This is a genomic window from Roseibium sp. (assembly GCF_025698965.1).
Taxonomy (GTDB): Bacteria; Pseudomonadota; Alphaproteobacteria; order Rhizobiales; family Stappiaceae; genus Roseibium.
The window spans coordinates 1-21,098 of the sequence record NZ_JAILWL010000010.1; the positions used below are offsets into that span (position 1 = coordinate 1).

Sequence of the window (21,098 nt, forward strand, 5' to 3'; positions counted from 1 at the left end):
GATTCAAACTGGCGAATGGGTCCTGAAAGATCATCTGGACCTCAAGAGCATAGCGCTTGCGCTGTGCCGATGACATCGCATCGAGTTGGTGACCATCATAGTAGATGGCTCCCGCCGTCGCTGCCTCGACACCGGCCACCATGCGGCCAAGGGTCGACTTGCCGCATCCGCTTTCCCCGACAAGGCCAAGGACTTCACCTTGATGGATTTCAAGATCCACGCCGGAAACCGCTCTGACGACGGTTTCCTGATAGTTCGCTCCCAAAAGGTTGGCGATCTTCTCCGCGGTGTCGGGCTCGCTCACATAGCGTTTGGTCAGCCCGTCAAGTTGCAGAAGCGGTGTCATCAAGCCCCTCCTCGATTGGATTGTGGCACCGGACCGTACGTCCATCCCCGGTAGATGACGTCTCCGGATCGCTCGCGCAGATATCGCTCGCTCTCGGGCACCTCGGCCGGAAGGGACATCCTTTTCCGAGGTTCAGGAGATTGGGCGTCATTCCCGGGATCTGGGTCAGGCGTTTGCCGTGAGAAGCATTGCTCGGGATTGAGTCGATCAACCCACGCGTATAGGGATGCGCCGGCCGGTCCAGTAGGTCGCTGACGGGGCCGAATTCGACGATGCGTCCCGCATACATAACGGCCACTTTATGAGCCAGACCGGCGACAACCGTCAGGTCGTGGGTGATCCAGATCAGTCCCATGTTCCGGTTACTCAAAAGACGCTGCATTTCGAACAGGATTTGGGACTGGATGGTCACGTCCAGGGCGGTCGTCGGCTCATCGGCAATGATCAGGTCGGGTTCCAGCATCAATGCGATCGCTATGACCACTCTTTGACGCATTCCGCCCGACATCTCGTGCGGATAGGTCTTCAACCGCTCGGCGGGAGAAGGAATCCCGACCTGTGCCAGCGCATCCTCGGCAAGTTGCCGGGCCTCGGCATGCGAGACTTTCCGATGTGCCAGGATTGTTTCGATCATCTGTGTGTCGATGCGCAGAACCGGGTTCAACGTCATCATAGGATCTTGGAAGATCATCGCGATGCGATCGCCGCGCAGTTGCCGCAATTCGGTGTCGCCAAGACGGCCAAGGTCCTTCCCGTTGAGCAGAATCTCGCCGGACTTCACTTTTCCTGGCTTGTCGAGGAGCTGCATGATCGAAAAACCGGTGATCGTCTTGCCAGACCCCGATTCACCGACGATGCCAAGCACTTCGCCGGGCATGACGTCGAAGCAGACATTGTTGACCGCACGCAGCGCACCGGCGCGGGTGTCGAATTCCGTGACGAGGTCGCGGACAGAGAGAACAGGCGCCGTCATTTCTGCATCCTCGGATTGAGAATGTCGCGGACATGGTCGCCGACCACGTTGATGCACACCAGTGTCACCAGCAGCACGACACCAGGGTAGAAACTGATCCAGTAACGACCTGACAGCAGGTAACCGAAGCCGTTGGAGATCAGCAAACCGAGCGACGGTTCGGTAATCGGCACGCCGACACCGAGGAAGGAGAGCGAAGCTTCGATGGCGATCGCGTTGGCGACCTGAACCGTGGCGATAACGATCACCGGCGGCAGGCAGTTGGGAAGCACATGGCCGAACAGAATACGCATGGGCTGAAGCGCCAGGCACCGGGCCGCCATGACATAGTCCTTGCGGATCTCGACAAGAGCCGCGCCACGGACCGTCCGAGCAAAATACGCCCACTGCACCAGAACAAGGGCAATGATGACCTTGTCGATCCCCTTGCCGAGGATCGCCAGCAGCAGCAATGCCACCAGTAGAGCGGGAAAAGAAAGCTGAATATCGACGGCCCGCATGATGAACGCTTCCACGCGTCCGCCACTCCAGGCCGCAAGCATTCCAAGGCTCATGCCAATGGCAACGGCCGAACCGACCGCAATCAGACTTACCGACAACGAAATTCGTAGTCCGTAGATCATGGCCGACAGCATGTCTCGGCCTTGTTCGTCGGTTCCGAGCCAGTAGTGGAAGCCGTCAAACCCCACCGAACCGGGCGGCAGGCTGCCGTCCATGATGTTGATTTCAGCAAGATCGTAAGGGTTCTGCGGTGCGATCTGCGCTGCGAAAATTGCGACACATGCAATCCCCAGCACTCCAATGGCAGCTATGACTGCGGTCGGGCTGCGGACAAAGTCTTCAACGAACCGCCTGAAAGGGCTTTCGACAGGTATTGCACTCATGACTTACCTGCCTTGATCCGGATCCTTGGATCCAGCATCGAGTACGCCATGTCGACGAAGAAATTGATCATTACGAACATAAACACCGTGAGCATCATGTAGGCGACCACCACCGGCCGATCCAAGAGACCGATGCTGTCGATTAGCAGCTTGCCGATGCCGGGCCAGGCGAACACCGTTTCGGTCACCACAGCGAACGCGATGACATTGCCGAGTTCGAGCCCCAGAACCGTTACGACCGGAATGAGAATGTTCTTCAGGATGTGAACGCCAACGATCCGTTTTTCGGACAAGCCACGCGCTCTGGCGTATTTCACATAGTCCTGAAGGGAGACTTCTGATGTACCGGCCCGGCTTAACCGGATCACCAGCGCAATCTTGAAGATCGCCAGATTGAGCGCAGGCAAAATCAGATGCTTTAATCCATCCAGGGTCAGGAAGCTGACCGGAATGCCGAAAAGATCGGTGGTCTGGCCTCGGCCACCGGATGGCAGAACTCGCCAGAAAACCGCGAACAGCATGATCAGCATGAGACCTTGCCAGAAATTCGGAGTTGAGAACCCGATGATCGACCCGCCCATGATGACGCGACTGCCGGGAGAACTCGGATAGAGCCCGGCAATCATGCCAAGGGGGATCCCCAACAGGATTGCAAGCAGCATTGCGAAGAATGCTAGTTCCAGAGTTGCTGGAAGACGCGACAGGATCAGTTCCAGAGCCGGCGTGTTGTGCACAAACGACACACCCAGGTTGCCGGTCGCGATGCCTTTCAGAAACTGGAGGAACTGGATGTAAATCGGCTGATCGAGGCCCAGTCGGCGGATCGCCGCTTCCTGGGCGGCCAGGTCATCCTCCGGATTGATCAGGAGATCGACCGGATTGCCGACCATGTAGAGGCCAAAAAAGACAATCGTCGCCATGACCGCCATAACCAGAAGCGACTGGCCAAAGCGGCGAATGAGATAAGCAAGCATGCTGCTGTTCCAAGTGGGGATAAGCCGGGGCAATGCCCCGGCTCAAATGATCAGTCGACCGGGCGAACCGTTGTCAGCACAGTGTGCTGATCAGCGCGCGGTGTGATCGTCAGCCCTTTGCGCAAAGCCCAGGGAGTGACTTCGTAATGCAACGGAAGGATCGCGACGTCGTCAACAACAATCTTGCTTGCGCGGCGCAGTGCTGCATCATGGGCTTCCGGCTCAACAGTTGCCAATGCCGTTTCGATCTCCGCGTCAAGTACAGGGTTCGAATAACGACCGCGATTGGTTCCACCGAGACCCTTGTCCTTGTTCTGTGACGCGACAAGTGCCCTCAACGGCGACGCCATTCCGGCGCCCGAAGCTCCCCAGCCTGCAAGATAGAGCGAGAACTCATACTTGTTCCGGCGTGAGAAGAACACGCTCTTGGTCATTGCATCGACGTCAGTCTTGATGCCGGCACGGGTCAACATTTGCGCAACTGCCTGGGCAATCTTTGAATCGTTGATGTAGCGGTCATTGGGCGTGCCGAGCACGAGTGTGAAGCCATCGGGATATCCAGCTTCCGCCAGAAGTTTTTTGGCTTCTTCCAGATTTGCTTCCTCAAGCCCGATTTCCGGGTCGACGCCGCGCATGAAATCCGGCACGAGCTGGCGCGCGGGAACTGCCAGACCACCCATGATCCGGTCGACGATCAGCGGCCGGTCGATCGCTAGGGAGATTGCCTTGCGTACACGCACGTCCTTCAGCGGGTTTTTGCCATCCGTTCCGCCGATCCCCGGGCTTGGTTCACCCTGGTGGTCGAAATGCAGATAAATCACCCGCGACGATGCACCCTGCACGACGTCAACGCCGTCTTCCGCCCGAAGTGTTTCCAGATCCTGTACCGGCGGTTTTTCAATAATGTCCACATCACCTGCGAGGAGCGCGGCAACACGGGCACCGTCATTTGTGATCGGCCGGATAACGATTTCTTCCCAATGAGGTTTTTCGCCCCAATAGTCATCGAATCGAGCCAAAGTAATCCTGTCGCCGGAAACGAAACTGACGAACTTATAGGGGCCGGTTCCGATCGCGGCCTTGCCTGAATTGTAGTCCTCGGATGGCGGGTAGGACGCGATGCCTTCGCAACCGCCTTTCGTGTAGGTTACCGGCCCGTCATGACCCGCAGCGCTTGCCGATACGACGCCGAAGCTGGCAAAGTCGCTTAACAGCAATGGGTAAGGTGTTGCGGTCGTTACGCGGATCGTATGGTCATCCGGAGCCTCGATGGTTTCGGCACGTTTGATGAACCCTTCCATCGAGGACGGACTGTTGGGAACGTTCGGGATGCGGCAAGCCGTGTAAAGGAAATCCCGTGCTGTAAAATCGGTGCGTCGTGGAACTTGACACCATCGCGCAACTTGAATTCCCACGTCAGATCATCCGGGTTGCTCCAGCTTTCAGCAAGCATCGGAACAATGCCCAGGTTCTCGTCTTCACCGACCAGAGCCTCGAACATGTGCTTGCGAAGCGCGTTGTTTGGTCCGAGATTGTGATAGAGCGGATCCACGGAGCTCGGTTCAGACGCGAAACCGGCTGTCAATGTCTCCGCATGCGCAGTCACGCCACTGACTGCCAGGCCTGCGGCCAATGCCACCTTCCAAATCGTATTCTTCATGTCCACCTCCGTATTTTTTAAAGAGTTTCAGAGGTGGAAAATCGAAATTCAACTGTATTCACAATCGGAAAGCCCTATTCCAAAATGGAATGGGGCTTCAGGAGTAACTCAGTGTCTCCACTTTCAGTCCCGTTGTTTCACACATATGTTGGATACTCGAATGGAGGCACTTCAGGAAGCTGTCGACTTCCGGTTTTCTGTCGAGACCTGCGACCTCCAGCAATGCCAGCGTGTGAAAGATCTCCGAACCAAACGGACGAATAGCCACTCGCGAGCTGCCGGTATAACCAGCCATCAGTGCATTCACGATGGCAATACCCAGGCCCTGTTCGGCACATCTGCAAGCCGCCAGAACGTTTGCTGTTTCGATTTTGACGTTCGGGCGTATTCCATTACGTCGAAACGCCTCGTCAATCTGTTGCCGGGTCGGCTGACGGGTCGAAAGCAGAACAAGCGGTTCATCGATCAGATCTTCGGCAGAAATCCGCTCCTTATTCGCAAGAGGATGCGACTCAGGTATGCAGCAATGACTTGTCGAGCGGTAAAGGGGCTGAACGCTTAGCGTTGGGTGAGAGACCGGCAGCGTCACGAGCGCAAAATCGGCCGCCTGGCGGATCATCGTATCAATGGTTGCATGGGTCGTGCGAACATCGAAGAGAACTCGGGTCTCGGGGTGCAGCTCGTAAAACTGCTTCAGGACTGTTGGTATGACGGCGTGAGCCAGGCTGGGAACGGTCACCAGGCTGAGGACCTTTTGCGCAGCGTCATTGCGGTTGTCTCGCACGGATCGAAGCGAGGACATGGCCTCTAGAACTTTCCGAACCCGTCCGAGTACGGATGATGCTCTGGGGGCAGGTACCAGCTTTCCGTTCTGCCTATAGAAAACTTCGTAACCGAGATCGTCTTCGAAGCGGGCCAAAATTTTGCTGACGGCGGACTGAGTCATCCCCATCTCTCGGGCAGCCGCCGAGATCGACCCGGAACGAACGATGGCGTCAAAGACCTCAAGCTGTTTCAATTGCATGTGGCAGGACTTGAACTTTCAATTGACTTTACAGAAATATTGGCTCCAAAAGAGCAAACTGCAAGAAACTTTGTTTGTGCTCCAGAAAATCCGTCAGCAATTTGATGAGATGATCGCCGTTTGCTTCATGCCGGGAGAGACATTTCCGATGAAGGACGGAGAGAGGGATCTGCAAAGGGAAAAATGTGACCGAAATTATTTGGTTTGACGGCGGTACAAGTGTTGTCGGGACAAACCGCCCGGAGATACCCACCGACGGCGAGGGACCTGTTCGCAAGGTCAAGTTAAAGCCGTTTGGAATGGCCGCCTGCACCGTATCCGTTTCGGAGTTTGCGAAATTCGTAATGGGTACAGGCTATGTGACAGAAGCAGAAAAAATCGGCTGGTCGTTTGTGTTTCGCGGTCTGTTGGACCAGGAATTGGGGCCGAAACCACCCGGTCTGCCTTGGTGGAACAGCGTCGAAGGTGCTACCTGGAAAACTCCCCTCGGACCAGAGACGGAAGCGTCTGCGCGTCCAAACCATCCGGTTGTCCATGTTTCGCATAACGATGCGGTCGCCTATGCCGAATGGGCAGGTGGTCGGTTGCCGTCCGAGGCAGAGTGGGAGCATGCCGCCCGAGGCGGAGCGGAACTTGTTCGTTACCCGTGGGGGGACAGGGAGCCGGACGATGATGGCTTCCAGCCCTGCAACATTTGGCAGGGCGAGTTTCCAACTCAAAATACTTGCAAGGACGCCTATTACGGAACCGCGCCGGTCGACAGTTTCGAGTCGAACGCCGCCGGACTTTACAACATGAGCGGCAACGTCTGGGAATGGTGCCATGACCTCTTCAGGATACGGTCTCTCAGCTCAAAGGCTAAATCGCGGAACGAAAAAGCGCGCCGGGAAAAGGAAAGGTTATTGAAGGGGGGATCATACCTCTGTCACCGCAGTTATTGCTGGCGTTACCGGATCGCTGCCCGAACCGGTCGACAGCCCGACAACGCCACGTCTCATTGCGGTTTCCGCCTGGCGTTCGATCCTGCCTGATTCAGGATCGTATGCGCCTCTTTTGGTTGAGCTATCGAGATGGGCCGCATGTGATCCATCATGGAGTTGCCGGGAGGAAACCAGTTGATCTGCGATGTTTCACAAATTCAACACGTGCATGATCAGCCAAAGTCGATTGAGCTGGCTTCAGCGCGTTAGGGCAAGCGTCTCGGTTAGGAAAAGAAATTCTGCAAGTGGTCATCTATCGCCACTGCCGCCGCAGACAGGTGTTCGCTCATCATTTGTTCCGCTTTTGCAGCGTCCCGGGCTTCCAGTGCTTCGATTATCCGCTTGTGTTCTTTCTGGGATTCCGCTCGGCGGTCGGCAGACTGAAACGGAGCGCGTTGAAAAGGGGCAATGCGCAAGCGGCAGAACTCGACTGCATCAATCAGGTCAGTGTTCTGCGTACCAGAAATAATCGCGCTATGAAACTTCCGGTTGGCAAGCGCATAGCCTTCAGCGTCGCCAGACTTGTGAAGCGTTTCACATTGCTCGTGTATCTTGCGGAGACGGCCGATCTCCACCGCACTGATTCTACTTGCCGCCAGCTTGGCACAGAGTGACTCGAGCAGGATTGAGGCCTCGCACAGCGAAGCGACGCGTTCAATCTCCACTCCTTGCACGATTGTTCCTGAATGTGGCTTGCTGCTGACAAGACCGGCCGCTGCAAGCTGTTGCAAAGCTTCTCTAACCGGGGTTCGAGACACTCCATATTCGTTTGCGAGCGAACGTTCATCCAGACGCGTTCCAGGTTCGCATTTTCCAGACAATATGTCGTCGGCAATATGCCGCCGAAGTACGTTGGCCAAGGTATCGCCGCGCTCAACTTGCAGCGGTTTCACTGGCGCCGCTTCTTTTTGATTCTTCAATTTGCTGTCTCTCTGAATTTTCTGTCCACAAAGACATACCCAAGTCCACCAAAATTTGCGAGTTGCCACACTTAGAATTATTTGGTACACAATATTTAGAAATGGCATACCAAATGGAAATGAGCCATACCGACTACGTCGGCTGGTGTGATTGCGACGAATTTCTGGGAGGAATAAATGCAGTTGCAAACAAAGCGGTGCGCAGCCGCGATTGGGTTATCCGTGGCTTTGGGAATCGGCTTTGCGCTTTCGGTGCAGGAAGCGGCGGCAGATTTCCCCGATCAGCCGATTACGCTTGTTGTCGGATCGGCACCAGGATCGGCGCCAGACACGCTTGCGCGAATTATTGCGGAAGAGATGAGCCAGATCCTGGGGCAACCGGTCGTCACCGACAATCGGCCAGGAGCTGCGGGGGCCATCGCTGCGGGGTCCGTCGCTCGTTCAGATCCTGATGGTTACACCATGATGATGATGACGGCGGTCCATTCGATTTCACCGACGACGCGATCTGACCTGAACTACAGTTTTGTCGACGATTTTGAAGGTGTCGGAATGGTCGCCTCGGTGCCATTGCTATTTGTCGTGAACAATGACCTCGAAACAACCGACATGCCGGGTTTCATCGAGCGCGCCAAGCAGGGAGATATTTTCTATTCCACTCCTGGTGTTGGCACGCTGCAGCATTTGTCGACGGAGGACTTCGCAAAAAAAGTTGGCATTGAAATGACCATGGTTCCCTACAAGGGAGGTGGAAATGCAACGAAGGCAGTTCTGGCGAATGAGGTTCAGTTGTTTTTCGCCGGTATCCCACCTGCATTGCCGCATGTGGTTTCCGGGTCCTTGACTGCGCTGGGTATTTCCACGCCAGAGCGTTCTCCGGTGCTGCACGACGTTCCGACTTTTCAGGAGCTCGGTTTTGAGGACTACAATGTGGACAACTGGCACGCACTCTACGTGCCCGCAGGCACACCAGCCGATGTTGTCTCCAAACTGTCAGACGCACTGAACGCCACTCTGGCGAAGCCGGAAACCGCGCAATCGTTTCTGAATGTTGGAGCAACCCCAAGTCCCAGTTCTCCCGAAGCTCAAACGGCATTCGGCCACAGCGAAGTGGCGCGCTGGAAGAAGATTGTCGAAGACACAAATATCGACCTCGGCAAATAGGATCGGCGCAATCAAGACCAGAAGAACGGCTGTCACTATGAGACCTAGAAACCTCCTGATAATAATGGTTGACCAGATGGCATCCAAAGCGGTTGGGTGCTACGGCAACCCAACCGTCAAAACACCCAATATCGACCGGTTGGCGTCGAACGGCGTCCGATTCACGAATGCTTACGCGACCTCGCCAATCTGCATCCCGGCGCGTGCGGCCTTCGCGACTGGGCAATACCCGAATCAGACAGGGTATTGGGATAATGTCTTTGCGTATGACGGAAGAGTGCAAAGCTGGGGGCACAGGCTTCGGCAGACGGGGCACCGTTTCACGTCAATCGGAAAACTTCATTTCGAAGGCGAAGACTATCCAACCGGAATCGATGAGCAGATCCTGCCGATGCATGTTTATGGCGGCGGCGACGTTTTTGGTTTGGAACGGGAGAACCCGCCGGCAAGGCCTCAAAGTGCGTCGGTTGCGCGCGAAGTCTTTGTGGGCGACAGCCAGTATACGCGCTATGACAGGAAAATCACGGAACTGACGGAGAACTGGTTCGAGACCAGGTTGAAGGATCAGGGAGAAAAGCCCTGGGTTCTGTTCACATCATTCATAGCACCTCATTTTCCTCTGACCGTCCCCAAGGAGTATCTGGACCGCTACGAGATTGGAGACATTGAGCTTTCCAAGAAAAAACTCGATATGAGCGGCTCGATAGGAGAGTGGTGGAGACTATTCCGATACGGCTACAACTTCGACGACTATTTCGTGGATGATGCGCATCGACGGCGTGCGCTGCTTCACTACTATGCCTTGTGCTCTTTTGCGGATGACAATGTCGGCAGAGTTGTAAACGCGCTTGAGTCCAGCGGACAGGCCGAGAATACAACCATTTTGTTCCTCTCGGACCACGGTGACCACATGGGTGCTCGTGGTTTGTGGGGGAAGTCGACCATGTGGGAAGAGTCGGCAAATGTTCCGATGATCCTGGTTGATCCTCAATTGCCCGGCGGGACGGTTTGTGAAACGCCTGTGTCGTTGGTCGATGCATATCCGACAGCGCTGCATACCGTCGGCATTGAGTTGACTGCCGAGGAGGAACGCCTGCCGGGACGATCGTTGCTGACCATTGCTGCGGCACAATACGATCCGGATCGTGAAGTCTTCTGCGAGTATCATGCATCATGTGCACCCACCGGTCTCATGATGCTGCGCAAGGGTCGTTTCAAATATATCCACTACACCCATTACGGCGCCGAACTCTACGATCTTGAGGCGGATCCGGAAGAATGCTTCAACTTGGCGACAGATCCTCAGCATCAGAGCATTCTTGAGGAATTCGAGACTGCATTGCGAAAAATTGTAAATCCAGAAGCGGCGGATGCACGTGCAAAGCGAGACCAAAAAAAGCGTCTGGAGGCACTTGGCGGATTGGAGGCAATTGTCGCGGAGGGTGGGGTCACGCATACCCCGCCACCCGGCGAAAAGGCTAGTGTGATGTAGGCCGTTCGTACTACTCACTGACGCGGACCGGAGGAGGGAAAAGTGTCGTCGGGTCTGGAAATTAAGGAAAATACAAAAAGTCTGAGGTCCCGCAATCGGGTCACTGGACTGGTCATGTCGGCGATTGGCGCCTTCGTCATCTACGAGGCGCTGTCTTACAATTTGGGCACTGCAGCCCGCATGGGACCGGGTTTTTTGCCGCTTGGCCTAGGCATACTGATCATCGTCTTCGGCGTTCTTGTAGCTGTTGTGAATGACGACGGCGATGAGGCCGCGGTCGGAATCGTCTGGCGGCCGGTCGTTCTGGTGCTTTCCGCGCTTCTGGCGTTCGCGCTATTGATCGAGCCGGCTGGGCTTATGGCGGCGACTGCGGCACTTGTCTTTATTTCCGGGCACGCGGACCCGAGCCACACCTGGCGCAGTCTCACTGGCCTTTTCCTGTTCCTCTTGATTTCGGTCTACCTGGTATTCGGAATCGCCCTCTCAATCCCGTTCAAGCTTGTACCGGGTGTAATCTGATGGATATCTTCTCAAACCTCGCCCTGGGTTTCGGGGAAGTACTTTCCCTCCAAACCCTGTTTTATTGTTTCGTCGGTGTCACGGTCGGAATGCTTATCGGTGTGTTGCCTGGAATTGGCGCTATGGCGGCTATTTCCATGTTGCTGCCGATTACGTTTTATCTCGAACCGTCCCAGGCGTTGATAATGTTGGCGGGGATTTACTACGGAGCACAGTACGGAAACTCGATTGCATCGATACTGCTAAATACCCCGGGGACGCCCTCTGGTGCCATCACGTGTCTTGACGGCTACCCACTCGCTCAACAGGGCCGGGCGGGCGCGGCATTGTTCATGACGACATTTTCTTCTTTTGCTGGCAGCTGTTTTGCAATTGTCTGTCTGGCGGCCTTTACGCCGGTGATTGCAGACTTTGCACTGGGTTTCGGCTCAGCTGAATATTTTGCCCTGATGGTTTTCGGCCTGGTCCTCGCATCAACCGTTGCTCCCGGTTCTCAAATCAAGGGGCTGGTGATGGTAGTCATTGGCCTGGTCTTGGGACTGGTGGGGACCGATATCACATCCGGCACTTTCCGCTTTACCTTTGGATTGCTTAATCTCGGCGATGGATTGAATCTCGTCGCCGTCGCGATGGGTGTCTTTGGTGCGGCCGAAGTCATCAACAATCTCAGCCGGTCGAGCAGCGATCGTGGTGCCGCCAGAGCGGTTGCTCTGCGCGAGTTGATTCCGCTGAAATCGGACTTGAAACAGATGATCAAGCCGATGTTGCGTGCCGCGCCGATTGGAACTTTCTTAGGTGTGCTTCCGGGAGCTGGCGCAACGATTGCCTCATTTGTTGCCTACGGCGTCGAAACCCGCGTTGCCAAGGATCGCAGTCGCTTCGGAAAAGGTGCCATCGAAGGCATTACCGCGCCTGAAACGGCAAACAACGCGGCCGCGCAAGGTGGGTTTATTCCAACGCTTGCTCTTGGCATTCCAGGTGATGCCGTGATGGCGCTTATGCTTGGCGCGCTCCTGATCCATGGCGTCAATCCGGGCCCGCAATTGATTGGTGAGCATCCCGAAATCTTCTGGGGGCTGCTGGCGAGCTTCTGGGTCGGAAATCTGATGCTTCTGGTAATGAACATTCCTCTAATCGGTATCTGGGTGAAGATCCTGGCAATCCCTTACAAGTATCTCTTCCCGGGAATCTTGATGCTGATTTGTGTTGGCGTATACAGCGTGAACAACAACCCCTTCGATCTCCTTGTTGTCTTCGTCTTTTCGGTGATCGGCTATCTGATGGTGCTGGCAAGGCTTTCGCCCGCACCCATGATGCTCGGCATCGTGCTCGGCCCGATGATGGAAGAAAACTTCCGCCGCGCGATGCTGTTGTCCCGGGGCGATGCCACCGTGTTTCTTGAAAAACCGGTCTGCGCGGCATTGCTGGGCCTGACCCTGCTGGTGCTGGTCTGGCCGTTAATTCCGATGCTGATGCGCCGCATGCGACGCCCGAAACGCCGTCTCAGGGCGAAAACCCTGAAATGAGGGAAACGCTGCGGAAGGAAAGTTTCCGCGCTGTAGACGCAACTCTCGAGAGAGCAATCTAGCTACGGATCTAAGGCGAAATGCATGGCTGAGTTCATGTCGCGGACCACTTCACAATTCAAACCGTTTCGACCGTGGTTCGCTCAAGTTTCGGGGAACTCGTTGCGCGATGATGCCATCGCCGGTTTCACCAATGCGGCGATCGTTTTGCCCCAGGGGGTAGCGTTTGCAGTCATCGCGGGGTTGCCGCCTCAATACGGGCTGTTCACTGCGATGATCACACCGGTTATAGCCGGAATATGGGGTTCGTCGATGATCATGGTCTCGGGACCGACAACGGCCATTTCCGCCGTCATGTTCGCGTCACTGTCGGGAATGGCCCCTCCAGGGACGCCCGTCTATGTGAACCTGGCCCTTACCTTGACGATAGTCGCTGGTCTTTTTCAGCTTGCTGCGGGCATGTTGCGCCTCGGCGGGTTGATTTCCTTTATTTCGCATTCGGTTATCGTCGGATTCACGGCGGCGGCCGCCCTCCTGATTGCCGTGTCCCAGCTTGGCGGCGTGCTTGGAATTGAAATCGAACAAGGCGGAGGCGTGATTGACCGCTTAAGGTTTGTCGTCGGTAACGCCGGACAGGCCGATTGGCTTGCCCTCATGATTGCGGCATCGACCTTCGGGTCTCTGATCCTTTTTCAGAAGATGAGCCGTAAATTGCCTGCCTATCTTATGGCTCTTGTTGTTGGAGTGATTGTTGGAGAGCTCTCCGGAGCACGCAGTGCGGGCATCGCGATGTTTTCCGCATTGCCGGCGGTCATTCCCAGCTTTGCTCCGCCCAACATCAGCCTGGCGATGATAGCCGAACTTCTGCCAGGATCGGCAACTGTCGCCTTTGTAGGTCTGCTAGAGGCGATCAGTATCGGACGTTCGTTTGCCCTGCGCCGTCATGAGCGTTACGACGCCAATCAGGAAATCATTGGCCAGGGCCTCTCGAACGCACTTGGCGGGTTCTTCCAGGCTTATGCTGGCTCAGGGTCATTTACCCGCTCGGCGCTCAATGCAGAGTCAGGGGCAAGAACGCCGGTCTCTGCGATCTTTGCAGCAGCGTTTTTGCTTGTGTTGCTGCTCATGTTTGCACCGTTTGTCGATCGCATTCCGGTTCCCGCGATGGCCGGCATCATCATCTATGTCGCCTGGCGCCTCGTTCAGTTTCGCGAAATCCATCACATCATCGAGAACTCACGAAGTGAGACGCTCATCCTTGTCCTGACATTTCTGACCGGACTTCTTACGAAACTTGATAATGCGATCGTTGTCGGTGTCATTGCTTCCTTATGCGTTTTTCTTCACCGCAGTGCGCGCCCGCACCTTGCGGTCATGACGCCGGCAATGTCGCGCGGCCGTCGCTCAATGCGCGGTGTGCTTTATTATGATCTGAAATCATGTCCTCAGATCAATTTTATGCGCCTTGAAGGCCCATTGTTTTTCGCGTCGGTCGAACACGTGGAAAGTGAGATGCGTCATGTCGATCGACAGTTCCCTGGTCGCAAGCTGAAAATTCTTTCAATGAAGGGAATGGGCCGGATGGATCTTGCCGGCGCCGACCTCCTGATCCAGGAAATCAGGGACGCTCGGGAAGTCGGCGGCGATTATCACATTGTCGCGGCCCATTTCACGATCGTCCGAGCGCTCAAAAAAATGCAAGTACTGGAAGCGCTTGGGCCAGAAAACCTGCATCCCTCGAAGGGCGACGCAATCGAGGCCACCGTTGCACAAGTGGAACCGGCCATCTGCCGCACGTGCACGATCCGGGCGTTCACGGAATGCAAAGGCAAACCTGCACCAAAGAGCATCGATCCCTATTGCGACCCCCCGGTTATTGAGAATGTCTATTTGGAGCGAAAGAAATGGTGAGCTCTGCTTTGGCCCCTGTTCTCCAAAACCTGAACACCTGCGAACCACGACCAATGTGAAAAGGCTGGAAAGACTAATGACGCTCATTGTCGAATGGATGCTGCAGCCAGTGGACCCTACCAGAGCCCATGCGGTTGATTTCTATCTTTCGTGGCATGCACGCATCATGGTGCTGGCGTGGGGTGTCATTGCCCCGGTTGCCGTGCTTGCAGCGCGCTTTTTCAAGATCTTGCCGTGGCAGTCCTGGCCCAAGGAACTGGACAATCCAGCCTGGTGGAAGATTCATTGGATTGGTCAATCCGGTGCGATCGCCCTGACCTTTTTAGGTTTCGGTTTAATACTGTTTTCACAGGAAGTAGGGGTGTCTGCGCACTCGCACAAGGTTCTGGGTTACATTGTATTGGTTTTCGGTTGCCTGCAGGGGCTGACAGGCTTTCTTCGAGGATCCAAAGGCGGCCCGACCTCACCCGCACCGGATGGGTCCCTGATTGGAGACCATTATGACATGACGCCGCACAGGCTGCTGTTTGAAGCAGTGCACAAATCGCTTGGCTACGGGCTCATTGTGGTGGCTTTTGTTTGCATCCTGATGGGTTTGTGGGCCGCAAACGCGCCCAGGTGGATGTGGTTGCTTATTCCGGGTTGGTGGGGGTTTTTAATTGCTGCAGCTGTCTGGCTACAGCTTCGGGTTGGATCATACGATACCTACCAGGCGATTTGGGGGGCGGACAATACTCATCCCGGCAATCGAATGAAGAAGCAGGGGTGGGGAACCGTTCGGCCAGGCGACACAATGCAGGTTTGGGGCAATAAAAGAAAATACAATGACAGCTGACCGGTCCAAAGCCAGAGCACAGGAGAAGCGATAGTGACCAATGTTCCCGATCGCCCGAACGTCTTGTTGATCATTGCAGATCAGTGGTCTGGAGGCCGGACGGGTTATGCCGGCCATGCGACCGTGCAGACGCCGACGCTCGATCAGATAGCCCGTAACGGTGTCGTATTCCCGCGCGCGTATAGTGAATCGCCAATCTGCATTCCTGCCCGACGTTCTCTTTATACAGGAACGACTCCGCGCACACACGGCGACAGGGTGTTCCGCAAGTCTGGCAGAATGCCCGAAGTGCCGACGATGGCCCAAACCTTCCGAGATGCAGGGTATCAAGCCTACTGTGTCGGAAAGTTGCATGTTTTTCCGGAGAGAGATCGTATCGGCTATGACGATGTGTTGTTGTCCGAAGAAGGACGGCCCCATCTGGCGATCGATGATTATTCACTTTACCTTTACGATCAGGGCCACGCGGGCCAGGCATTCATGCACGGTCTGCCCAACAACAACTACCTTCACCGGGAGTGGCATCTGGCGGAAAATTGCCACGTGACCAATTGGGCAACCCAGCAGATGTGCCGGATTATCAAGCGTCGTGATCCGACACGGCCCTCTTTTTGGACGCTTTCCTACGAAGCGCCACATCCGCCATTGGCACCACTGACGACCTACATGGAATTCTACCGGCAACTTGAAATAGAAGCGGCACTTCGGTCTGACTGGGGCATTGGAGCGGAAGATCACCCGCATGCGCTGAAGGCTCTCTACAATTACTATGCTGAATTGTCCGCACCGGTTCTTGCCGAGATGCGCCGCGCCTATTATGCCCTCTGCACTCATGTCGATCACCAGATTCGCGCCGTGCTTGGTACTCTCAGGGAGGAGCGGGAACTCGACAACACCATCATTGCCTTTTGTAGCGACCACGGCGACATGCTTGGCGACTTTGGTCTTTATGCCAAGCGGACGTTTTATGAAGGGGCGGCCCGCATTCCGATGATCCTTATGGGCACCGCCAACGACAAGAGGATCAAAAAAGGCGCAGTGGATAATCGATTGGTTGGCCTGCAGGATGTCATGCCGACGCTGCTTGATTTGGCGGATATTGAAACGCCGTCCGAGTGCGACGGATTATCCATGATCGGCGAGAAAAGACGAAATCTCTTCTATGGAGAGGTTCTGGAAAACAATAGTGCCTCGCGGATGATGCACGACGGTCGCCACAAGCTGATCTGGTATCCGGCGGGCAACTGGGTTCAATTGTTCGATCTGGAAACCGATCCTGACGAGACACGCAATTTGGCGGACGATCCGACTTACGCCAGCGTACGCCGGAGCCTGGAAACCGCTCTTGCCGCCCATTGTTATGGAATTGATGTCGATCAGGGCTGGGTGGTAGATGGAAAACTCGTGGGATACGACCCTGGCCCCTATGTTCCCAAGGCGGACCGGAGTTTCTCGTCACAGCGCGGGCTGCACTATCCGCAACCCCCAGCCGGGGAGGTGCCGGATTGGGTCGGTTTCCCCGAATAGATTGCCGATCTTGAACTTGTCAGGAACGAGAGCGGAAACATCCACTGCTCGGGATACGGAGCCTTGAGCAGCCAGTGCACGGTTGCTTTCCAGGTCGCTGCGCCTTCTGGAACAGAAATCTCGCAGCAACTAAGGTGAATGGCCGTCGCCCAGACGGACCTGATACCAAAAAAAGGTCTCCCGGGCTTGAATTTCGGGCCGATGCGGCACTGGGTCGGCGTTTTGCTGTCCGTTCACTCAAGCTGTCAATGCTGAAGGGATGTCATGGTGCCAAGGAAGCGGGTGGTGCTATCTTTGATCAGGTCCATAAGGTGACCGGCAGTCTGCGTGACTTCCTCGTCAGATCGCCGAATGAACCCAAAACTGCTCTTCGGCGCACTTTCGATCGGTACCAATCGTACTGAATTCTTTGCCCAATCAGGCATCAATGCATCGAGGATTGCCACCCCGTGCCCCTTTGCGACGAAGGCGCAGCAATCGTCGACTCTTGAAACATGAAGCCGCGAAATCGGTGTCATACCCGCTTCATCGAACATTTGCTGCGCCCGAATGCCAATCATGGTGTTCGGTGGCAAGAGTATGAACGCTTCGTCTGCGAGCTCTCCAAGCTTGAGTGATGATCTGTCCGCAAATCTGTGGTTTGGAGGAAGCACGGCTACGGTCGGTAGCGAACAAAGATGCTCTGAGACGAGGTTGCTGTGATGCATGGGCAGTGAGCCGAGCGCGAGATCACACGATCTGTTCAACACACTTCGCAGGATCAGGGATCGGCCTTCAACAATGAGCGAGACATCCTGGTCGGGCTGCTCGTTTAGGAAGCTCGACAATGCGGGAAGGGTGACAGCGGAAACGAGCCGTGGCATTACCGACAGGCGCAGCCGTCGTAGAGGCAGACGCCTTATCTCCGAAGCAACTTCGTTGATGCGTTCCAATTCCTGCAGGGAGGGTTCAATCCTCCTCAAAAGTTCAATGCATTCGCCGGTTGGTGAGAGTGTTCTGCCGCTCCTTGAAAACAACTTCAGTCCGATTGACGCCTCAAGTCTGGTGATCTGGCGGCTCAATGCTGCCTCGCTGATATTCAGCTCCTGGGCCGCCGAATTCAGACTGCCGCGCGTCACAATCATGTTAAGCGCGGTAAGGGTCTTAAGCTTCATAGGATCACCACGGCCGTTGTTGCTTTGATTGATTATTGCATTTTTTCGAAGAGTCGACCTGAAAATTGCAACGCCCGACGCTCTTATGCCGCGTACTCTCATAATTAGGCGCATGGAGCACGGATCTCTCAGCTTACAGCGCTGCTATGGAGACAGGAGATTGATGCATGATACCTGATCGACCTTACTCTCAGATCAAGTCAACTCTGTTGGGAGCCGCAATTGCATTTGCTGCAAGCTTGCCAATGGCGGCACCGGCATTGTCCGATTATCCCGAAAAACCAATCACCATCCTGGTTGGCTTTGCGCCCGGCGGTGGCAATGACATTTATGCCCGGCTGATTGCCGATGGTCTGCGCGAAGACCTTGGACAACCGGTCGTGGTCGTGAACAAGCCTGGCGCCGCTGGCAGTATTGCCGCCAAGGATGCTGCGGAGGCAGATGGTGATGGGTACACGCTGCTAGTCACCAACGCCGGGACTATGATCTCCAAGGAGATAATCGACGGTGACAAGTCGAAAATCGACTCGGAAAAAGACTTCATCGTTCTGGGGAGCATTGGGCGGCTGGAAACAGCTGTAATGGTGCCGACCGACAGCCAGTTTGAAACGGTTGGCGAACTGATAGACTACGCAAAATCAAATCCTGGCTCCTTGAAATGGGCGCATGCCGGGCGGGGGAGTTTTCAGACACTTGGCGGCTTCACGCTGCTCGAAACGATAGGCGTGTCCGCCAAAGACATTCCTTTCAAGGGGGGCGCGCTTGCCAGAGGAGCGCTGATTGCCCGCGAGGTCGATTTCACAGTTGCGGGTCTGCAATCGGCCAGTGGATATGAAGGCGAAATCAAACCGCTTGCGGTCATGAACAACGAGCGGGATCCGAACTTTGAATACGTTCAAACTCTAAGTGACGCCGGGTTGCCTGACATTGATTGGTCTGGCCCGATCATGGTTTTTGCTCCCGACGATATTCCCGCCGAAATTGTGGACGCACTCACAACGTCCATCGAAAAGGTTGCGCTTTCGGAGAGCTATGAGGAGGCCACAACAGCCGCGGGCTTGTCGCCCAGATACATGTCTCCGGTGGCTTCAGAAAACCGGATGCATGTTCTTCGGGCAAATCTGGTGGGCGTGATCGCGCAGATCTTCAAAAAGTGACGTGACGACGGCCTTGCGGGCTATGTGGGGCCGTCTCAATCAAATCAAGAGAACGGATAAGAAAATCGCGATGACCCGTCAAATGATGTCCGCAGTTGTCTCCTTCCTTGTCGGCAGTTTCTTTCTTCTCGTCGCCTTTGGCGTTGAGGATACCGGTGACGATCCTGTCGGACCCGGTATCGTAGCGATCGCGTTTGCCACAGCGATCATGCTGCTTTCCATCGTCCTTGGGACAAGTTCACGTAGACAAAGTGAAAACGGCAGCAGCGCCACTTTCGCTCCGGTCTCGGTCTTCCTGGCTTATGCGGCTGCCGGACTGATCTGCACATTTGGTATCCGGGTGCTGGGATACACACCTGTGATCTTCCTTGCACTGGCAATACTGCTCTGGTCCTTCGGCACGCGTCGCATGACGTTGCTGGCGGCGATTTCCGCCCTGGCTTCAGCCGGATACTACATCTTCTTCATCAGAATGCTCGGGCTTCACGATCCCCGGGATCTCCTCGCCATGGTTCTTTGAGGGGAAAGGGGACAGGCGATGTCTGAAATTATCCTGGGATTTTCGACAGTATTTTCGGAACCGCTGACGTTGGGCCTGATACTGGCCGGGGCGCTGTGCGGTGTTTTGGTCGGTGCTCTGCCGGGGCTGACTGCGGCTGCCGCAATCGCGCTCCTGTTTCCGCTGACGTTCCATCTCGAGCCGTTGCCAGCGCTGGCCTTGCTTTACGTCCTGGGCAAGGCCGGGCGCTATGGCGGGTCGATCTCGGCGATCCTGTTTAATACTCCCGGCACCGCCGCATCTGCCGCGACCATGCTCGACGGTTACCCGATGACCCGAAAGGGGCAGGCAGGTAAGGCTCTAAAGGTCAGTGCAGTCGCTTCAGCTTTCGGCGACTTCCTGGGCGAATTGTTGCTAATTTTCGGTGCCGTCAAGATCGCGGTATTCACTAAGACACTCGGACCGCCCGAGTATTTTGCAATCATGATGATGGCTTTCGTAGTGATCGGGAGTGTGGTCGGCGAGTCAGTCGTCAAAGGACTGATTGCCACGGCCACCGGAGGATTTCTCGCCCTGGTCGGTACCGATCCGATTTCCGGTTACTCACGCATGACCCTTGGATTTCCTCAACTGGAAGACGGTTTCACGTTGGTGCCGTTGCTTATCGGGCTCTTCGTTTTCGCGGAAGTTCTGGTACAGGCCGAAATGGTTCATTCAAAGGGCGACGAAGACGTCAACTTTCGATCTTCCCGCGAAGGATCGCGGCTGCCTATGCCGGAATTCCTTCGGCTGGTTCCAACCATGTTTCGCAGTTCGGTAATCGGGTCTCTGATCGGCATGCTGCCTGGCCTCGGATCGTCGGTCGCATGCTTTGTCGCCTATGGCGAGGAACGACGCAGGTCGAAGCGGTCCGGCGAATGGGGCACCGGTGTGCCCGAGGGTGTCGCAGCGCCCGAAGCCGCCAACAACGCCGTCTCCGGACCAAGCATGATCCCGCTGCTTACGCTGGGGATCCCCGGCAGTACGATAGCGGCAATCTTGATTGGCGTATTCACGATACACGGTATTCAGGTGGGGCCTATGATATTCGACCGCGAACCTGCGCTGGTATTCGGGCTCTTTTCTGCAGGACTGATAGGTATCCTCGCTTACGGCTTGATCGGCTATTTCGGTGCCCCATTGGTCGGTAGAATGATTGCCTATCTGCCGCCACGTATCATTTATCCGTTCGTTTTCGTCACCGCGTTCTCGGCTGTCTATTCAGGCAACAACAGCGTGTTTGACATTGGTGTCGCCCTGATTTTCGGTGTTATCGGCTATGCTATGCGCAAGTCCGGATTCCCGATCGCGGCATTTATCATCGGGTTTGTCCTGGCGCGAGGCGCTGAAGAGGCCTTTCGCCAATCGCTTCTTCTTTCAGACAATGGTTTCGGCATTTTTCTCGAACGCCCCGTCGCGATCGCCTGCTTTGCTATCGCGGCGCTGGTCTCAGTCCTTCGCGGCGCACAATCCCTGCGCCGCACGAAGTCACACGCAAAAACCTAGTCCGGCAA

Annotated in this window: 20 protein-coding genes; 11 read left to right on the plus strand and 9 right to left on the minus strand. The window is 55.5% G+C overall.

Annotated features, from left to right (window positions below):
- The 7 genes from K5905_RS01720 to K5905_RS01750 form a co-directional block, all read right to left on the minus strand.
- Positions 1 to 346 (minus strand): ATP-binding cassette domain-containing protein (locus K5905_RS01720; protein ID WP_297579553.1); only part of this gene is annotated, 346 nt, incomplete at its 3' end.
- Positions 324 to 1,319 carry an ABC transporter ATP-binding protein gene (locus K5905_RS01725; protein WP_297579555.1) on the minus strand — a complete coding sequence of 332 codons (996 nt, stop codon included), beginning with the start codon at positions 1,317 to 1,319 and terminating at the stop codon, positions 324 to 326. The genes K5905_RS01720 and K5905_RS01725, both read right to left, overlap by 23 nt.
- Complete coding sequence (locus K5905_RS01730; protein ID WP_297579558.1) at positions 1,316 to 2,203, minus strand: ABC transporter permease; 888 nt, start codon at positions 2,201 to 2,203, stop codon at positions 1,316 to 1,318. The genes K5905_RS01725 and K5905_RS01730 overlap by 4 nt, the downstream gene beginning before the upstream one ends.
- Positions 2,200 to 3,177, minus strand: coding sequence for an ABC transporter permease (locus K5905_RS01735; protein ID WP_297579560.1), 978 nt, complete (start codon positions 3,175 to 3,177; stop codon positions 2,200 to 2,202). The genes K5905_RS01730 and K5905_RS01735 overlap by 4 nt, the downstream gene beginning before the upstream one ends.
- 50 nt (positions 3,178 to 3,227) lie before the next feature.
- Positions 3,228 to 4,508 carry an ABC transporter substrate-binding protein gene (locus K5905_RS01740; RefSeq protein ID WP_297579629.1) on the minus strand — a complete coding sequence of 427 codons (1,281 nt, stop codon included), beginning with the start codon at positions 4,506 to 4,508 and terminating at the stop codon, positions 3,228 to 3,230.
- The gene (locus tag K5905_RS01745; RefSeq protein WP_297579562.1) at positions 4,415 to 4,837 is read right to left on the minus strand and encodes an ABC transporter substrate-binding protein; all 423 of its coding nucleotides are present in this window, start codon (positions 4,835 to 4,837) and stop codon (positions 4,415 to 4,417) included. The genes K5905_RS01740 and K5905_RS01745 overlap by 94 nt, the downstream gene beginning before the upstream one ends.
- 97 nt (positions 4,838 to 4,934) lie before the next feature.
- Positions 4,935 to 5,861 carry a LysR family transcriptional regulator gene (locus tag K5905_RS01750; RefSeq protein ID WP_297579565.1) on the minus strand — a complete coding sequence of 309 codons (927 nt, stop codon included), beginning with the start codon at positions 5,859 to 5,861 and terminating at the stop codon, positions 4,935 to 4,937.
- Positions 5,862 to 6,046: 185 nt separating this feature from the next.
- Between K5905_RS01750 and K5905_RS01755 the strand changes: the two genes are divergently transcribed.
- The gene (locus K5905_RS01755) at positions 6,047 to 6,892 is read left to right on the plus strand and encodes a formylglycine-generating enzyme family protein (RefSeq protein WP_297579567.1); all 846 of its coding nucleotides are present in this window, start codon (positions 6,047 to 6,049) and stop codon (positions 6,890 to 6,892) included.
- 173 nt (positions 6,893 to 7,065) lie between these two features.
- Here K5905_RS01755 and K5905_RS01760 read toward each other — a convergent pair whose 3' ends face one another.
- Positions 7,066 to 7,950, minus strand: coding sequence for a GntR family transcriptional regulator (locus K5905_RS01760; protein WP_297579569.1), 885 nt, complete (start codon positions 7,948 to 7,950; stop codon positions 7,066 to 7,068).
- Here K5905_RS01760 and K5905_RS01765 point away from each other — a divergent pair.
- The 7 genes from K5905_RS01765 (at position 7,939) to K5905_RS01795 (ending at position 16,735) form a co-directional block, all read left to right on the plus strand.
- Positions 7,939 to 8,925: a tripartite tricarboxylate transporter substrate binding protein gene (locus tag K5905_RS01765; RefSeq protein WP_297579572.1), complete on the plus strand. Its 987-nt coding sequence runs from the start codon at positions 7,939 to 7,941 to the stop codon at positions 8,923 to 8,925. The two genes, K5905_RS01760 and K5905_RS01765, sit on opposite strands and share 12 nt — an antisense overlap.
- Positions 8,926 to 8,962: 37 nt before the next feature.
- A complete protein-coding gene (locus K5905_RS01770) occupies positions 8,963 to 10,417 on the plus strand; it encodes a sulfatase-like hydrolase/transferase (protein ID WP_297579574.1) in 1,455 nt (484 codons plus the stop codon).
- 42 nt (positions 10,418 to 10,459) lie between these two features.
- A complete protein-coding gene (locus tag K5905_RS01775; protein WP_297579577.1) occupies positions 10,460 to 10,936 on the plus strand; it encodes a tripartite tricarboxylate transporter TctB family protein in 477 nt (158 codons plus the stop codon).
- Positions 10,936 to 12,462 (plus strand): tripartite tricarboxylate transporter permease, encoded by a 1,527-nt coding sequence (locus K5905_RS01780; protein WP_297579580.1) that lies wholly within the window; start codon positions 10,936 to 10,938, stop codon positions 12,460 to 12,462. Before K5905_RS01775 ends, K5905_RS01780 begins: the two co-directional genes overlap by 1 nt.
- Positions 12,463 to 12,624: 162 nt before the next feature.
- Positions 12,625 to 14,373, plus strand: coding sequence for a SulP family inorganic anion transporter (locus tag K5905_RS01785; RefSeq protein ID WP_297579582.1), 1,749 nt, complete (start codon positions 12,625 to 12,627; stop codon positions 14,371 to 14,373).
- Positions 14,374 to 14,449: 76 nt separating this feature from the next.
- Complete coding sequence (locus K5905_RS01790) at positions 14,450 to 15,208, plus strand: cytochrome b561 domain-containing protein (protein WP_297579585.1); 759 nt, start codon at positions 14,450 to 14,452, stop codon at positions 15,206 to 15,208.
- 33 nt (positions 15,209 to 15,241) lie between these two features.
- Complete coding sequence (locus K5905_RS01795) at positions 15,242 to 16,735, plus strand: sulfatase-like hydrolase/transferase (protein WP_297579588.1); 1,494 nt, start codon at positions 15,242 to 15,244, stop codon at positions 16,733 to 16,735.
- Between the two features lie 245 nt (positions 16,736 to 16,980).
- Here the strand turns inward: K5905_RS01795 and K5905_RS01800 are convergent, their stop codons facing one another.
- Complete coding sequence (locus tag K5905_RS01800) at positions 16,981 to 17,889, minus strand: LysR family transcriptional regulator (RefSeq protein ID WP_297579592.1); 909 nt, start codon at positions 17,887 to 17,889, stop codon at positions 16,981 to 16,983.
- 167 nt (positions 17,890 to 18,056) lie between these two features.
- Here K5905_RS01800 and K5905_RS01805 point away from each other — a divergent pair, with 167 nt between their 5' ends.
- From K5905_RS01805 to K5905_RS01815, 3 genes are all read left to right on the plus strand, one after another.
- Positions 18,057 to 19,046, plus strand: a complete 990-nt coding sequence (locus tag K5905_RS01805; protein WP_297579594.1) for a tripartite tricarboxylate transporter substrate binding protein — start codon at positions 18,057 to 18,059, stop codon at positions 19,044 to 19,046.
- A 70-nt stretch (positions 19,047 to 19,116) separates the two neighbouring features.
- Positions 19,117 to 19,566: a tripartite tricarboxylate transporter TctB family protein gene (locus K5905_RS01810; protein ID WP_297579597.1), complete on the plus strand. Its 450-nt coding sequence runs from the start codon at positions 19,117 to 19,119 to the stop codon at positions 19,564 to 19,566.
- 18 nt (positions 19,567 to 19,584) lie between these two features.
- Positions 19,585 to 21,090: a tripartite tricarboxylate transporter permease gene (locus K5905_RS01815; RefSeq protein ID WP_297579599.1), complete on the plus strand. Its 1,506-nt coding sequence runs from the start codon at positions 19,585 to 19,587 to the stop codon at positions 21,088 to 21,090.
- Positions 21,091 to 21,098: the final 8 nt, after the last annotated feature.

Coding starts and splice junctions, on each gene's coding strand:
- K5905_RS01725 (WP_297579555.1), bottom strand. CDS start 1,319: ATGACGGCGCCTGTTCTCTCTGTCCGCGACCTCGTCACGGAATTCGAC.
- K5905_RS01800 (WP_297579592.1), bottom strand. CDS start 17,889: ATGAAGCTTAAGACCCTTACCGCGCTTAACATGATTGTGACGCGCGGC.
- K5905_RS01790 (WP_297579585.1), top strand. CDS start 14,450: ATGACGCTCATTGTCGAATGGATGCTGCAGCCAGTGGACCCTACCAGA.
- K5905_RS01735 (WP_297579560.1), bottom strand. CDS start 3,177: ATGCTTGCTTATCTCATTCGCCGCTTTGGCCAGTCGCTTCTGGTTATG.
- K5905_RS01780 (WP_297579580.1), top strand. CDS start 10,936: ATGGATATCTTCTCAAACCTCGCCCTGGGTTTCGGGGAAGTACTTTCC.
- K5905_RS01745 (WP_297579562.1), bottom strand. CDS start 4,837: ATGAAGAATACGATTTGGAAGGTGGCATTGGCCGCAGGCCTGGCAGTC.
- K5905_RS01750 (WP_297579565.1), bottom strand. CDS start 5,861: ATGCAATTGAAACAGCTTGAGGTCTTTGACGCCATCGTTCGTTCCGGG.
- K5905_RS01815 (WP_297579599.1), top strand. CDS start 19,585: ATGTCTGAAATTATCCTGGGATTTTCGACAGTATTTTCGGAACCGCTG.
- K5905_RS01730 (WP_297579558.1), bottom strand. CDS start 2,203: ATGAGTGCAATACCTGTCGAAAGCCCTTTCAGGCGGTTCGTTGAAGAC.
- K5905_RS01765 (WP_297579572.1), top strand. CDS start 7,939: ATGCAGTTGCAAACAAAGCGGTGCGCAGCCGCGATTGGGTTATCCGTG.
- K5905_RS01805 (WP_297579594.1), top strand. CDS start 18,057: ATGATACCTGATCGACCTTACTCTCAGATCAAGTCAACTCTGTTGGGA.
- K5905_RS01770 (WP_297579574.1), top strand. CDS start 8,963: ATGAGACCTAGAAACCTCCTGATAATAATGGTTGACCAGATGGCATCC.
- K5905_RS01810 (WP_297579597.1), top strand. CDS start 19,117: ATGACCCGTCAAATGATGTCCGCAGTTGTCTCCTTCCTTGTCGGCAGT.